Annotated in this window: 15 protein-coding genes; 8 read left to right on the top strand and 7 right to left on the bottom strand. The window is 74.1% G+C overall.

From position 1 onward, the window contains the following. Window positions 1-35: 35 nt before the first annotated feature. Window positions 36-680: a TetR/AcrR family transcriptional regulator gene (locus tag LWC35_RS00170; protein WP_232867646.1), complete on the bottom strand. Its 645-nt coding sequence runs from the start codon at window positions 678-680 to the stop codon at window positions 36-38. A 58-nt stretch (window positions 681-738) separates the two neighbouring features. Between LWC35_RS00170 and LWC35_RS00165 the strand changes: the two genes are divergently transcribed. Then, window positions 739-1,155, top strand: a complete 417-nt coding sequence (locus LWC35_RS00165; protein WP_232867644.1) for a hypothetical protein — start codon at window positions 739-741, stop codon at window positions 1,153-1,155. A gap of 112 nt (window positions 1,156-1,267) precedes the next feature. On the opposite strand, the gene map is transcribed toward LWC35_RS00165, so the two are convergent. Then, window positions 1,268-2,035: a type I methionyl aminopeptidase gene (gene map / locus LWC35_RS00160; protein WP_232867642.1), complete on the bottom strand. Its 768-nt coding sequence runs from the start codon at window positions 2,033-2,035 to the stop codon at window positions 1,268-1,270. A gap of 33 nt (window positions 2,036-2,068) precedes the next feature. Between map and LWC35_RS00155 the strand changes: the two genes are divergently transcribed. From LWC35_RS00155 to LWC35_RS38805, 4 genes are all read left to right on the top strand, one after another. After that, a complete protein-coding gene (locus LWC35_RS00155; RefSeq protein WP_232867639.1) occupies window positions 2,069-2,335 on the top strand; it encodes a helix-turn-helix domain-containing protein in 267 nt (88 codons plus the stop codon). A 17-nt stretch (window positions 2,336-2,352) separates the two neighbouring features. Beyond that, window positions 2,353-2,805 carry a hypothetical protein gene (locus LWC35_RS00150; protein ID WP_232867638.1) on the top strand — a complete coding sequence of 151 codons (453 nt, stop codon included), beginning with the start codon at window positions 2,353-2,355 and terminating at the stop codon, window positions 2,803-2,805. A 143-nt stretch (window positions 2,806-2,948) separates the two neighbouring features. Further along, complete coding sequence (locus tag LWC35_RS00145) at window positions 2,949-5,213, top strand: FdhF/YdeP family oxidoreductase (protein ID WP_232868041.1); 2,265 nt, start codon at window positions 2,949-2,951, stop codon at window positions 5,211-5,213. 20 nt (window positions 5,214-5,233) lie between these two features. After that, window positions 5,234-5,368 (top strand): hypothetical protein, encoded by a 135-nt coding sequence (locus LWC35_RS38805; protein WP_269803348.1) that lies wholly within the window; start codon window positions 5,234-5,236, stop codon window positions 5,366-5,368. Window positions 5,369-5,497: 129 nt separating this feature from the next. Here LWC35_RS38805 and LWC35_RS00140 read toward each other — a convergent pair whose 3' ends face one another. The 3 genes from LWC35_RS00140 to LWC35_RS00130 all read right to left on the bottom strand — a co-directional run bounded on the left by LWC35_RS00140 (window position 5,498) and on the right by LWC35_RS00130 (window position 9,426). Then, window positions 5,498-6,643 carry a pyridoxal phosphate-dependent aminotransferase gene (locus LWC35_RS00140; protein ID WP_232868040.1) on the bottom strand — a complete coding sequence of 382 codons (1,146 nt, stop codon included), beginning with the start codon at window positions 6,641-6,643 and terminating at the stop codon, window positions 5,498-5,500. A 2-nt stretch (window positions 6,644-6,645) separates the two neighbouring features. Next, window positions 6,646-7,641 (bottom strand): alanine racemase, encoded by a 996-nt coding sequence (locus LWC35_RS00135; RefSeq protein WP_232867636.1) that lies wholly within the window; start codon window positions 7,639-7,641, stop codon window positions 6,646-6,648. Between the two features lie 126 nt (window positions 7,642-7,767). Further along, window positions 7,768-9,426 (bottom strand): SDR family oxidoreductase, encoded by a 1,659-nt coding sequence (locus tag LWC35_RS00130; protein WP_232867626.1) that lies wholly within the window; start codon window positions 9,424-9,426, stop codon window positions 7,768-7,770. Between the two features lie 176 nt (window positions 9,427-9,602). Here LWC35_RS00130 and LWC35_RS00125 point away from each other — a divergent pair, with 176 nt between their 5' ends. Beyond that, entirely contained in the window at window positions 9,603-10,901 is a 1,299-nt protein-coding gene (locus LWC35_RS00125) for a multidrug effflux MFS transporter (protein ID WP_232867624.1), read from the top strand. 64 nt (window positions 10,902-10,965) lie between these two features. Here LWC35_RS00125 and LWC35_RS00120 read toward each other — a convergent pair whose 3' ends face one another. Then, on the bottom strand, window positions 10,966-11,499 hold the full coding sequence (locus tag LWC35_RS00120) for a PadR family transcriptional regulator (protein ID WP_232867623.1): 534 nt from the start codon (window positions 11,497-11,499) through the stop codon (window positions 10,966-10,968). 73 nt (window positions 11,500-11,572) lie between these two features. Here LWC35_RS00120 and LWC35_RS00115 point away from each other — a divergent pair, with 73 nt between their 5' ends. Together LWC35_RS00115 and LWC35_RS00110 are read left to right on the top strand one after the other, a co-directional pair. Next, window positions 11,573-12,934, top strand: a complete 1,362-nt coding sequence (locus LWC35_RS00115) for a carotenoid oxygenase family protein (RefSeq protein WP_232867621.1) — start codon at window positions 11,573-11,575, stop codon at window positions 12,932-12,934. Further along, window positions 12,931-13,605 (top strand): VC0807 family protein, encoded by a 675-nt coding sequence (locus tag LWC35_RS00110; RefSeq protein ID WP_232867619.1) that lies wholly within the window; start codon window positions 12,931-12,933, stop codon window positions 13,603-13,605. The genes LWC35_RS00115 and LWC35_RS00110 overlap by 4 nt, the downstream gene beginning before the upstream one ends. On the opposite strand, the gene yczE is transcribed toward LWC35_RS00110, so the two are convergent. Beyond that, entirely contained in the window at window positions 13,520-14,173 is a 654-nt protein-coding gene (yczE, locus tag LWC35_RS00105) for a membrane protein YczE (RefSeq protein WP_232867617.1), read from the bottom strand. The two genes, LWC35_RS00110 and yczE, sit on opposite strands and share 86 nt — an antisense overlap. Window positions 14,174-14,261: the final 88 nt, after the last annotated feature.

Below are 14,261 nucleotides of genomic sequence, written 5' to 3'. Positions count from 1 at the left end.
CGGTCACCCGCCGGACCAGAGCGGGAGCGGCGCCGTCACTCGACGCACCCCAGGCGCGCCGCGCCCGCCCGCATCGACTGCGCCAGGGCCTCCCGGGACGGACCGGGCGGGGCCGGGGCCGACGCGGCGGGGGCGCGCAGCCCGTCGAGCACGAAGGCGGCGAACCGCTCCCACGCGTGCGGCGCCGCCTCGGCGGTGCGGTGGACCAGCCCGGCGTTGGCCATGAGGAGCAGCGGCAGGTCCTCGGGCGTGACGTCCGCGCGCAGGTCGCCCGAGCGCTGCGCCCGGTCCACCAGCCCGGCCAGCCCGGCCTGGACCCGGGCGCGCAGGGCCTCCAGGTCGGGCTCGGCGGGAACGCTCAGCGTGAGCAGGTCGGCGAGGCCCCGGTCGGCGGCCTGCATGCGCAGCACCGTGAGCACGTAGGTCCGGAACCCGGTCCACGGGTCGGGCTCGGCGAGCGCTTCCTCGGCGGCCCGGGCGAAGTCCGCCATCCGCTCCGCGAACACGGCCGCGACCAGGGCGCGCCGGGTGGGGAAGCGGCGGTAGAGCGTGGCGTTGCCGACCCCGGCGCGGCGGGCGATCTCGTCGAACGGCGCCTGCAGCCCCTGTTCCCCGAACACGGCGCGGGCGGCCGCCACGAGGGCGCGGCGGTTGCGCTCGGCGTCGGCGCGCAGTGTCACGCCGCACACCGTAACCGACGAAACGGGGAGTGTTCCCCACTTGTGTTAGCGTCCGGGCATGGCGTTGGCGAAGCTCCGGGAGCTGCCCGGACGGATCAGCAGCGGCGGTTTCGTGCTCCACTCCGGCCTGGAGAAGTGGAAGGCCGGCCCGGAGCAGGCCGCGGGCGTGTACGGCATGGCGACCACCGCCTACCCGTTCCTCAAGCGGATCCCGCAGGAGCAGTTCACGAAGGCGCTCGCGGCGGGGGAGATCGCCACCGGCGTCGCGCTGCTCACCCCGTTCGTCCCCGCGGCGGTCGGCGGGGCACTGCTCACCGCGTTCGCGGGCGGCCTGCTCGGCCTCTACTTCCGGGTCCCGGGCATGCGCCGGCCGGGCAGCGTGTGGCCGAGCCAGCAGGGCCTGGGCATCGCCAAGGACGTCTGGCTCGCCGGGATCGGCGTGGGCCTGCTCGCCGACGGCCTCACCCGCGACTGACCGGCCTCCGCAACCGACCCTGCTCCCGCGGGTCGGCACTTCCCGCGACCGAACCCCACATTCCGGGATGTCCCGGGGTGCGCGGTTCGGTGGCCGGAAGGTGCCGACTCGCTCAGGGGAGGGTGAGGATCCGCGGGCCGTTCTCGGTGATGGCGATGGTGTGCTCGGCGTGCGCGGCGCGGCTGCCGTCGGCGGTGCGGATGGTCCAGCCGTCCCGGTCGTGCCGGTAGGCGTCCTTGCCACCGGCGTGCAGCATCGGCTCGATCGCGATCACGAGGCCCGGGCGCAGCCGCAGGCCGCGGCGCGGCTTGGCCTCGTTCGGCACGTGCGGCTCCTCGTGCATGGACCGGCCGACGCCGTGGCCGCCGTGGTCGGCGAGCATCCCGTACCCCGCGCCGCGCGCGACCTGCCCGATCGCATGCCCGACGTCGCCCATCTGCACGCCCGGCTGCGCCGCGGCGATGCCCGCCTCGAGGGCCGCCTCGGTGGTGGCGATCAGCTTCTCGTCAGCCGGGTCCCCGCTCCCGACGACCACGCTGAAGGCGGCGTCGGCGCACCAGCCGTCGAGGTGGACGGCGAAGTCGACGCTGAGCAGGTCGCCCTCGCGGAGCTTCGTGCGCGACGGGATCCCGTGCACCACCGCGTCGTTCACGCTGACGCAGAGCACCCCGGGGTACGGCCCGGGCGCCCAGCGCGGGTGGTAGCCGCGGAAGCTCGACACGGCCCCGGCCTCGGCGATCATGTCGGCGGCCAGCGCGTCCAGCTCGCTCGGCCGGACACCGGGCGCCGCCCGCTCGCGGACCGCGGCGAGGATGCGGGCGACCACGGACCCGGCGGCGTCGATCGCGTCGATCTCCCCGGGCGTCTTCAGCTCGATCACGTTCGATAACTATACCGGTATTAGTATGACGGGATGGTCCGCGTCCCCCTGACCCCCGAGGACCGCGAGCGCGGCGAGCGGCTGGGCGCCCTGCTGCGCGCCGCCCGGGGCGACCGCAGCATCGGCGACGTCGCCGCGGCCGCGGACATCTCGCCCGAGACGCTGCGCAAGATCGAGACCGGGCGGATCCCCACCCCGGCGTTCTTCACGGTCGCCGCGCTGGCCACGGAGCTGGGCCTCGGGCTCGACATGCTGGCCGCCTGCGGCCGGACCGGGGCCGACGCCTCCCCCGCGGCCTGAACGGGCAGGCTCGGACCATGGCGCACGATCCCGCGGCCCTGCTCGCCCGCGTCCGCAGGGCGGCGAAGGGCACGCCGTACGCGGTCCACGCCACGGCCGACGGGTTCGAGCTGGTCGCCGAGGTCCTGAGCCCGCCCGGGGCACGCGGCCGCCGCCGTCCGGAGACCCTGACCCACCGGGTCGTGCTCGACGCGGCCGGCGGCACCTACCGGGTCACCGACGCCCGGGTCGCCGTGCCCGGGGCACCGGAGGAGCCCGGCGACCGGCGCTCGCTTCTCACCGGCTTCGGCCGCCGCCCCGAGGCCGCCGACGCGGCGGGCGCCGAGGGCCACCGGATCGTCGACGACGCCGCCGCGGGCCTGGGCTGGACCCGGCTGCGGTCGCCGCTGGAGCGCCCGGGCGTGGTGCTCGCCGCCCTCCTCGGGTTCTGCGTGCTGCTGCTCGTGGTCGCGCTCCTCGTCCTGCTCTGAGACGTCGAACTAGACTCGGCTAGGCCGGGTCCCCACCGGCCCGCACGCTCCCCGGAGGTTCCCCCGTGTCCACCACCCCCGACGTCACACCCGGTGCCGGTGCCGACCTCGGCATCCATGTCGGCGCCGACCTCGGCGCCGACGTGGATGCCCGTGTCGATGCCGAGGAGTCCCGGCTGCGGGTGGGCCGCCCGGCCACCCACGCGGCGGGGCTGAAGGCGGTGCGGGTGTCGATGGCGCGGGCGCTGCGGCAGATGGGCCCGGTGAAGTCCGCGCGGAACCTGTTGACGCTCAACCAGGTCGACGGCTTCGACTGCATGTCGTGTGCCTGGCCCGACCCGACCGATCACCGGCACACCGCGGAGTTCTGCGAGAACGGCGCCAAGGCCGTCTCGTGGGAGGGTCAGCGCGCCCGCGTCGACGCGGCGTTCTTCGCCGCGCACCCGATCTCCGAGCTGGCCCGGCAGTCGGACCACTGGCTGGAGAAGCAGGGCCGGCTCACCGAGCCGATGGTCCGCCGGGCCGGCGCCGACCACTACGAGCCGATCTCCTGGGACGCGGCGTTCGCGCTGGTCGCCGAGCACCTGCAGGCCTTGGACTCGCCGGACGAGGCGCTGTTCTACACCTCCGGGCGCGCCTCCAACGAGGCCGCGTTCGTCTACCAGCTCTTCGCCCGCGCGTTCGGCACCAACAACCTGCCGGACTGCTCGAACATGTGCCACGAGTCCACCTCGGTCGGGCTGGCCCGCACCATCGGCATCGGCAAGGGCTCGGTGTCCCTCCAGGACATCCACGAGGCCGACCTGATCGTGATCTCCGGGCAGAACCCGGGCACGAACCACCCGCGCATGCTCTCCGCGCTGGAGATCGCCAAGCAGAACGGCGCGAAGATCCTGGCGATCAACCCGCTGCGCGAGGCCGGGCTGCTGCGCTTCGACAACCCGCAGACCCCGAAGGGGCTGACCGGGCGCGGCACCGGACTCGCCGACACCTACCTGCAGATCCGCTCGGGCGGCGACCTCGCCCTCTGGCAGGCCATCGGCCACCTGCTGCTCGAGCGCGGCGCCGTGGACCGGGACTTCGTCGCCCGCCACACCGTCGGGTTCGACGCCTGGGCCGCCCACATCCGCGAGCTCGACCGGGACGCCGTGCTCGCCGCCACCGGCCTCGAGTGGGCGCAGATCGAGGCCGTGGCGGAGCTGTTCGCGACCTCGCAGCGGATCGTGAACTGCTGGGCCATGGGCATCACCCAGCACCGCAACGCCGTCGCCACGATCTGTGAGTTCGTCAACGTCGCCCTGCTCCAGGGCATGATCGGCAAGCCCGGCGCGGGGCTCTGCCCGGTCCGCGGGCACTCCAACGTCCAGGGCGACCGCACCATGGGCATCTGGGAGAAGGCCCCCGACACCTTCCTCGACGCCCTCGGCGCCGAGTTCGGCTTCGAACCCCCGCGCGCACACGGCCACGACGCCGCCGCCGCGGTCCGCGCCCTGCGCGACGGGCAGGCGAAGGTGTTCATCGGGCTGGGCGGCAACTTCGCCGCCGCCATGTCCGACACCCACGTCACCGAGGCCGCGCTGCGCTCCGCCGCGCTGACCGTGCAGATCTCCACCAAGCTCAACCGCAGCCATCTCACCGCCGGCCACGACGCCCTCGTCCTGCCTACCCTCGGGCGCACCGAGCAGGACCGCACCGGCGGGTTGGTCCAACGCGTCACCGTCGAGGACTCGATGTCCGCGGTGCACGCCTCCCGCGGCCGCGCCACCCCCGCCGGCCCCCTGCTGCGCTCCGAGGTCGACATCCTCTGCGGCATCGCGCACGCGACCCTGGGTGACCGGTACGGCATCCCGTGGGCCGAGTTCGCCACCGACTACGCCCGCATCCGCGAGCGCATCGGCCGGGTCGTGCCCGGCTGCGAGGCCTACGACGAGAAGATCAGCCGCCGCGGCGGGTTCACCCTCCCGCACCCGCCCCGCGACACCCGCACCTTCCCCACCGCGCAGGGCAAGGCCGTGTTCACCGTCAGCCCCCTGCAGGTCCAGTCCGTACCCGCAGGCCGGCTCGTGCTGCAGACCCTGCGCAGCCACGACCAGTTCAACACCACCGTCTACGGCCTCGACGACCGCTACCGCGGCATCCGCTCCGGCCGCCGCGTCGTGTTCATCTCCCCCGACGACCTCGCCGAGCTCGGGTACCGCGACGGCGACCACGTCCACCTCGTCTCCGAATGGGACGACGGGATCGAGCGGCGGGCGGAGAACTTCCGGCTCGTCTCCTACGACACCCCCAAGGGCTGCGTCGCCGCCTACTACCCCGAGACCAACCCCCTCGTTCCCCTCGACTCCCAGGCTCTCGAATCCGGCACCCCTACCTCGAAATGGGTCGTCGTCCGCCTCGAGCGAGCGTGAACCGGGATCATCACGCCTGCGTGAGCCCGGACACGTCTTTCGGCAAGCCACGACGGTGCGGTTCCGGCGAGGTGCTGGTCGTCGGCGGCTTCCTCATGAAGGGCTCGGTCACCGCCCCGAACTCCCGCAACCCGGCCGAGCGCGTTGGGAGCTGAGCGCAGTAGGGCTCCCTACTGCGCTCCAGGCCCTGGTCTGGGCGCGTTATGGAGCCACACTGCGCTTCAGGCCCTGGTCTGGGCGCGTTATGGAGCCATACTGCACTTCTCTGACCTACTCGAGGTGCGTCATGGCGCCATCGTGCGATGCATGCGGGTGACCGCCTCGCGGAGCACCTCGTCCCGCTTGCAGAAGGCGAAGCGCAGCAGGGTCGGGGCGAGATGCGGGTCGTCGCAGAACACGCTGACCGGCACCGCGGCCACACCGAGGCGCTCGGGCATGGCGCGGGCGTAGGCGGCGGCGTCGGTCACGCCCAGCGGGGCGAGGTCGGCGACCACGAAGTACGTGCCGCCGGGCTCGAACACCCGCATCCCGGCCTCGCGCAGGCCCTCGGTCAGCAGGTCACGCTTCGGCCGGAGGGCGCCGGAGATCGCCGCGAACACCGCGTCGGGCAGGGCCAGCGCGTTCGCGACGGCGGGCTGGAACGGTGCGCCGCCGGCGAAGGTCAGGAACTGCTTCACCGCCCGGACGGCCGCGACGAGCTCGGCCGGCCCGTGCACCCAGCCGATCTTCCAGCCCGTCACCGAGAAGGTCTTGCCCGCGCTCGAGACCGTGAGGGTGCGCTCGCCCATGCCCGGCAGCGTCGCCATCGGCACGTGGTCGGCCCCGAAGGTCATGTGCTCGTAGACCTCGTCGGTGATCACCACGGCGTCGTGCGCGATCGCGAGGTCCCCGATCGCACGCAGCGTGTCCGGGCCGAACACCGCGCCGGTGGGATTGTGCGGGGTGTTGACCAGCACCGCCCGCGTCCGCGGCCCGAACGCCGCGCGCAGCTCGGCCGGGTCGGGCAGGAAGTCCGGGGCGCGCAGCGGGACGGTCCGACGGGTGGCCCCGGCCATCGCGATCACCGCGGGGTACGAGTCGTAGTACGGCTCGAAGACGACGACCTCGTCCCCGGGCCCGCAGAGCGCGATCACCGCGGAGGCGATCGCCTCGGTGGCCCCCGTGGTGACCAGCACGTCCCCGGCGTCGAGGGAGTAGAAGCGCTCCTGGTGCGCCGCCACCGCCTCGCGCAGCGCCGGCAGCCCAGGCGCCGGCGGGTACTGGTTGAACCCGCCCTCGGTGATCGCCGCGGCGGCGTCGGCCAGCAAGGAGGGCGGCCCGTCCGTGTCGGGGAAGCCCTGCCCCAGGTTGATCGCGCCGGTGCGCACGGCGAGCTGGGTGATCTCCGCGAAGATCGTGGAGGTGAAGGGACGCAGCCGCGGGACCAGCACGGTCACCAGCCTCGCATGTCCACGGCCCAGCGTTCGGCGACCTGCTCGCCGTCGACCAGCCACATCGCCTCGTGCAGCGCGACGGTCGGGTCGACGTGGGCGGGCACCACCCGGATCCGGTCGCCCACCCGCAGCCGCAGGTCGCCGGGGGCGAAGGTGGTGTGCTCGTCGGAGCAGAACCAGACGTGGGCGCCGGGGATCGTCGGGTTGCCGTGGTCCATGCCCAGCGCCTTGAGCCCGACGTCGACGACCGCCCACTCCGCCGACACCGAGATCACCGTGCCCAGCACGAACAGCGCCTGCTCGAACGGGTGCCCGAGCTGGGTATAGGCGCTGTCCATCAGCGCGTACGAGCCGGCCTGGATCTCCGTGGCCCACTCGTTGACGTCGTAGGTGCCGGTGCCGCCGGCGCTCACGAGCTCGCCGCCGACGTCGCGGGCCGCGGCCGCGAGCTTCTCCATCGCCTCGCGCACGAGCCGGCGCCGTTCCTCGGCGGGCTGGGCCATCATCAGGTGGCCCTCGTAGCCCATCACCCCGCGCACCTCGAGACCGTTGCGCCGGGCCAGATCGGCCAGCTCACCGGCCTTCTCCGGCGGGCAGCCGCAGCGCGGCAGGCCGACGTTGACGTCGATCACCACCTCGAGGACGTTGCCGCGCAAGGCCGCCGCGATCGTCTCCCGGGAGTCGACGGCCAGCGTGATCCGGGCGCCGTCGCGGACCAGCTTGCCGAGCCGGGACGCGTCGACGACCTCGTTGGCCAGGAACAGGTCGCCGCCCAGGCCGTGCTCGGCCATGACCTCGCACTCGCGGATCGTGGCGCAGGTGAAGCCGGGATGACCGTTGTCGCGCTGCCAGCGGGCCAGCGACGTGCACTTGTGCGCCTTGACGTGCGGGCGCAGCCGGGCGCCGGGGAGCGCGGCGCTCATGGTGTCGAGGTTGCGGCGCAGGACCCCGCGCTCGACGAGCAACGCGGGCGTGGTGAGGTCGTCGACGCGCACGAGCAGAACCTACCCGGCGCGCATTATGGAACCATATTGCGGTTTTCGAGCCCTTTTGCAGGCGTTATGGAACCATACTGCGAATCTGGAGCCGGTTTTCGCGCGTTGTGGAACCATAATGCGGCGTCAGCTCGGGGCGGGGAGGCGGGCGACGCGGCGGAGGGCGGCGGGAGCCACCTTGGACAGTGCGTAGGCGGTCCGGCTCTCCACTGTGAGCAGCTGGATCGGGCGGTTCGCCTCGACGGCGCCGATCACCGCGTCGGCCACCTTGTCCAACGAGTACGGACGCCGCTTGAGCAGCCGGTCGGTGGAGCGGCGCCGCTGGGCCGCGGTCGCGTCGTCGACCCCCACGAAACGTGCCGAGCCGCCGATGTCCGTGGGCAGGAAGCCGGGGCACAGGGCGGTGACGCCGATGTCGTCGCCCGCCAGCTCGGCGCGCAGGCACTCCGACAACATCAGCACCGCGGACTTGGTGGTGCAGTAGGCGGGCAGGAAGGTCGTCGGCGTGAACGCGGCCGCGGAGGCCACGTTGACCAGGTGCCCGCCCTCGCCGCGCTCGCGCATCCGGGCGGCGAAGAGCCGGCAGCCGTGCACCACGCCCATCAGGTTGACGTCGACGATCGCCCGCCAGTCCGCGGGCTCGTGGGCGAGGAACGGGCCCGAGACCGCGATGCCGGCGTTGTTGACCACGACGTCGGGCACGCCGACCTCGGCGCACACCCGGTCGGCGAAGGCGGCCATGGCGTCGGGGTCGGCGACGTCGACCTGGTAGGCGTGCCCGCCGGTCTCGAAGGCCGTCTGCCGCGCCGTCGAGAGCTCCTTGTCCGCCGCGACGACGACCGCGCCGCGCCGGGCGAAGCCGCGCGCCACCGCCCGGCCGATGCCGCTGCCCGCGCCGGTCACCAGCACGACGCGGTCGGTCCACCGGCCCGGCGCCCGCCGCGGGACCGCCCGCTCGCCGGACACCGCGTCGACCTGCTCCCGCACGCACCGCGCCACCACCTCCGGGCGGCTGCGCGGCAGCCAGTGCCCGCCGGCCACCGTCCGGAACCGGAAGTCCGCGACGAACCGCTCCGCGCTCGCCTGCAGCACCGGGGTGACGTACCGGTCCCCGGACGGGGCCAGGACCTGCACCGGCACCTCGGTGCGGCGCTCCCCGCCGCCCCGGCCGAGGTTGGCGCGGTAGAGCTCGAGCCCGCGCACGGCGTCGCGCACGACCGGCCGCGGGATTCCCTCCCGGCGGGCGACGAGCCCGCCGGCCAGCCCGGAGCGCCAGAGCAGCTCGGGCAGCACCGGCAGCTGGAAGAACCCGACGTACCAGGAGCGACGCAGCTGCCGGAGCCGGTCGCGCAGGCGCGCGCTTCGGCCGAAGGCACCGATGTGCGCCAGGCCGGGGCCGGAGATCGACGTGTAGGAGGCGAACCGCGCCCGCAGCGCCGGATCGGTCACGGCGTGCCAGCCCTGGATCGAGCCCCAGTCGTGGGCGAGCAGGTGCACCGGCCGGTCGGGGGCCACGGCGTCGAGCACCGCGACGAGATCGGCCGCGAGCCGTTCGACCCGGTACCCCTCGCGGTCCGCCGGGGCCTGCGACGCACCCGCGCCGCGGACGTCGTAGGTCACGACGCGGAAGGTGTCGGCCAGCAGGGGGACGACGCCGTCCCACACCGTGTGGTCGTCGGGGTAGCCGTGCACCGCGACGACGACCGGGCCGCCCTCCGGCCCGGCGACGTGGACGGCCAGGTCCAGGCCGTCCGGGGTGCGAACGGTACGTGCCTCGCTGCGCATGGGCCGAGCCTAGCTACTCGTGAGTACGTGACCCACGGCACACCTGATCGGGGAACCGGAACAGCACGCCGGGCATCCGGCCTTGAACCACCCGGAACACCACCGGCGGGTACGAACTTCGACCGAGCGACGACGCCGGGCGATCCGGACCCGTGAGTACGAGGAAGGCCCCGCCGTTGCCCACACCACCAGCGACCCCCGCGCGCGCCACGGCGCCCGCCACGCCGGGTCGCGCGCGCACCGCCCTGCTGCTGGGCGCCCTGATCGCGCTCGGCCCGCTCACCATCGACATGTACCTGCCCGCACTGCCGGGCATCGTGACCGAGTTCGCGACGACCTCGTCGACCGTGCAGCTCACGCTGACCGGCACGCTGATCGGCCTGGCGCTCGGCCAGCTCTTCATCGGCCCGCTGGCCGACGCCGTCGGCCGTCGCAAGCCGCTCCTGATCGGCACCGCGCTGCACGTGCTCGCCTCGCTGCTGATCGTGGTGGCCCCGACCATCGCCGTGCTCGGCGTCCTGCGCGTGCTGCAGGGCGTCGGGTCCGCCGCGGGCGCGGTCGTCGCCATGGCCGTGGTCCGCGACCTGTTCACCGGCCGTGCCGCGGCCACCCTGCTCTCGCGGCTGATGCTCGTCATGGGCGCCGCCCCGGTGCTCGCGCCGACCCTGGGCGGCGAGCTGCTGCGGGTCGCGGACTGGCGGGGCGTGTTCGTCGCGCTCGCCGGGTACGGCCTGGTCATCCTGGGCGTGCTGTTCTTCGCCCTGGGCGAGACGCTTCCGCCGGAGCGCCGCCGCAGCGCCGCCGTCGGGCCCACGTTGAGGGCCTACGGCACGCTCCTGCGTGACCGGGCGTTCGTCGGCCTGATCCTGGTCGCCGGGTTCGCCATGGCCGGCATGTTCGGCTACGTCTCCGGGTCGAGCTTCGTGTTCCAGGAGCAGTTCGGGCTCGACGCCCAGCAGTTCGGCCTGCTGTTCGGCGCCGGCGCGGTCTTCCTGATCGGCGCGACGCAGGCCAACGCGGCGCTGCTGCGCCGCTTCGAGCCGCGGCAGCTGCTGCTCGTGGCCAGCGTCTCCGGGACCGTCGCCGCGGCCGTGCTGGCCGTGCTCGCCGGCACCGGGACCGGCGGGCTCGTCGGGGTGCTCGTGCCGCTGTGGGCGGTGCTGGCCTCGGTCGGGCTCGCGCTGCCCAACGCCCCGGCCCTCGCGCTCTCCCGGCACGGCGAGCGCGCCGGGACCGCGGCGGCCCTGCTCGGTGCGGTCCAGTTCGGCGTCGGCGCTCTGACCTCGCCGGTTGTCGGCCTGCTCGGCAACGACGCCCTGGCCATGGGCCTGACGATCGCCGGCGCGCAGGTCCTCGCGCTGACCGTGCTGCTGACCGTCGTCCGGCCGTGGTCGCTGGGGGACATCGACGAGGGGCCCACGCCCGTCGCCGCGGCCGAGCCGGAACTGCTCGACGAGCGCCCCGCGGTGGCCTGACCCCGTACCGCTCGACACCGACGGCCCCGGCCCGCGCCGGGGCCGTCGGCGTTCTCGGACGCCCTCAGGCCCCCTGCTCGCGCTCCAGGCGCTCGATCGCCCACCGGGCCCAGTCGCGGACCGCCTCGTACTGCCGCAGCCCGAACTCCGCCGCCAGCTGGCCGAACCCGTCCGCGCCCGTCACCGGCGCCTCGGCGTGCTCCTCCCGGACCTTCCGCAGGTCGGTGACGCCCTGGTCGGTGGCCTCGGCGATCCGGTGGAGCACGACGAGCGCGTCGGCCGGCTCCAGTGCGGAGAGCAGGAACATCCGCAGCACCTGCTCGTTGCGGACCTTGGCCTGCTTCGGCGGGGTGAGCAGCCAGGTGCGCAGCTCCTCACGGCCCGCCGGGGTGACGTCGTAGGTCCGTGCACCGCGGGCGCCCTCGTGCGTGACCTCGACCAGGCCGGCCTCCGCCATCCGGTTCAGCTCCGGGTAGATGCTCGTGTGGCCCGCCTGCCAGGCGTACCGGCCCAGGTCGCGCTCGAAGGCCTTGGTCAGCTCGTACCCGCTCCGGGGGTGGACGGAGAGCAGACCCAGCAGTGCGTGCGACAGCGACATGCGCCCAGCCTACCTGTCGAACACGACATGTCACTATTGACATGTATCGGGTACAGGGTGCACCGTTCTCCCCATGACGACGACGGAGACGCCGCTCTACCTGCAGGGCCACCTCGCCCCGGTGCCGGACGAGATCGAGGCCGTCGACCTGCCCGTCACGGGAACGCTCCCACCGGAGCTCACGGGCCGGTACCTCCGGAACGGGCCGAACCCGCTGCCGGGCGAGAACCCCGGCCACTGGTTCGCGGGCCACGGGATGCTGCACGGCATCCGACTGCGCGAGGGCCGCGCCGAGTGGTACCGCAACCGGTGGGTGCGCACGGGCGCGCTGGAGGGCAGGCCCTTCCTGCGGCCCGACGGCACCTTCGACCGCACGGCCGTCCACGCCAACACGCACGTGATCGAGCACGGCGGCCGGATCCTGGCCCTGGTGGAGAACGGCTTCCCGTACGTCGTGACGCCGGAGCTCGACACCGTCGGGCCGGACGCCTTCGCCGGCCGCCTCACCACGGCGATGACCGCGCATCCCAAGACGGACCCGGTCACCGGGGACCTGCACTTCTTCGGCTACTCACCGCTGCCCCCGTACCTCACCTACCACCGGCTCTCGGCCGGCGGCGAGCTCGTGGAGAGCGCCGAGGTGCCGGTCGCCGGGCCGACGATGATGCACGACTTCGCCGTCACCGCCCGGCACGCCGTGTTCCTCGACCTGCCGATGACGTTCCGGATGCGGCCCGGCCTGCCCTACGGCTGGGACGACGGCTACGGCGCCCGGCTCGGCGTCATGCCGCTCGACCGCCCCGGCGAGGTGCGGTGGTTCGAGATCGAGCCCTGTTACGTCTTCCACGTCGGCAATGCCCACGAGGACGCGGCGGGCCGGATCGTGCTCGACGTCGCCCGCTACACCCGCGACGCCATCACGGCCACCTGGGAGGCGATCGGGCCGAGCCCGTCCGGGCACGCGGCGAAGGCCGCGGCGGCCGGCGTCGCGACCCTGCACCGCTGGACGATCGACCCGGCCGACGGGACCGTCGCCCAGGCGCAGCTCTCCGAGGAGGGCCTGGAGTTCCCCACCGTCGACGACGAGCGGGTCGGCCGGCCCAACCGGTACCTGTACGCCGTGTCCGACACCGCCGGGATCCTCCAGCACGACGCCGAGCGCGGCACCGTCGCGAGCCACGGCCTCGGGCCGGACGTCGTGGCCGGCGAGGCCGTGTTCGTCCCGTCCGGGGCGCCGGGCCGCGGCGAGGCCGACGGCTGGCTGCTCTCGATCACCACCACCCGCGACGGGAAGGCCTCGGAGCTGCTGGTGCTCGACGCGACCGACGTCGCCGGCACCCCCGTCGCGCGGGTGACGCTGCCCCGCGGGGTGCCCGCCGGCTTCCACGGCTCGTGGATCCCCGACGCCGACCTGCCCTCCCAGGAGGTTCGATGACCGCCATGGCCGCCGCCCCGTCCCGTCCCGAGATCCCCTCGCCGCGGGTGATGTTCCGCGGCCTGGTGTTCGACGTCGGCCTCCCGATCGCCGCCTACTACGCCCTGCACCTGCTGGGCGCCTCGGACTGGGTCGCCCTGCTGGCCGCATCCGGGATCGCGGCCCTGCGCATCCTCTGGTCCGCCGTGCGCCAGCGCCGGTTCAACGCCTTCGCCATGGTGATGCTGCTCGTCTACGGCATCGGCTTCGTGCTGGCCTTCGCCACCGGCGACCCCCGCACGCTGCTGCTGCGGAACTCGCTGATCACCGCGTCCGTCGGCGTCGTGTTCCTCGTGACCGCGATCCGCGGGCGCCGGCCGCTGACCCTCGCGGCGCTGGAGAGCTTCGCCCCGTCGAAGGCCGCGGCGGCCGCCGAGGCCTACGCGACGGACCCGCGCGTCCGGCACGGGCACCGGCTCGCCTCCACGGTGTGGGGCGTGGGCCTGATCGCCGAGTCGATCATCCGGATCCCGCTGGTCTACCTGCTGCCGGTGGACGTCTCGGTCGGCGCCACCGAGGCACTGTGGATCGCGGCCTTCGCCGCGCTCATGGTGTGGAACGGCTGGTACGTGCGGCGGGCGCAGAAGGGGCGGGGGTCGGCACCCGGAACAGCGGGAGGAACGCCTGCGTGAGCGGCCCGATCGCCAGCGCGTAGAGCACCGTCCCGATCCCGGCGGTGCCGCCGAGCAGCCAGCCGGTCACGAGCACCACGACCTCGATCGCCGTCCGCACCAGCCGGATCGACCGGCCGGTGCGGGCGGCGATCCCCGTCATCAGCCCGTCCCGCGGCCCCGGACCGAGCCGGGCGCCGATGTAGGCGGCGGAGGCCACGCCGTTGAGCACGATCCCGCCGGCCATCAGGCCCACCCGCGCCGGCCACGTGTGGGCCTCGGGGATCAGCGCCAGGGCGGCGTCGACGGCGAAGGCGATCACGACGACGTTGGCCACGGTCCCGATGCCGGGTCGCTGCCGCAGCGGGATCCACAGCAGCAGCACCACGACCCCGGTGATCGCCGTGATCAGCCCGAAGCTCAGCGGCAGGCGGGTCGACAGCCCCTGGTGCAGGACGTCCCACGGGTTGAGCCCGAGCGCCCCGCGGACCTGCATCGCCATCGAGGTGCCGTACAGCGCGAGGCCGGCGAGCAGCTGCGGGAGCCTGCGGAACGGGCGGTGCGTGACGGGGAGCGGGCGGAGATCCACGGTCCCATGCTCCGACGAGGTGGCCTGATCACCAAGGGCCACTTCGCGAGCAGTGGCCACGAGTGGACGTCGCCCGGGACCCGCGTGG

Source organism: Pseudonocardia kujensis, from assembly GCF_021283305.1.
In the GTDB taxonomy this organism is placed as follows: Bacteria; Actinomycetota; Actinomycetes; order Mycobacteriales; family Pseudonocardiaceae; genus Pseudonocardia; species Pseudonocardia kujensis.
This window is presented reverse-complemented; position numbering and strand designations above follow the sequence as displayed.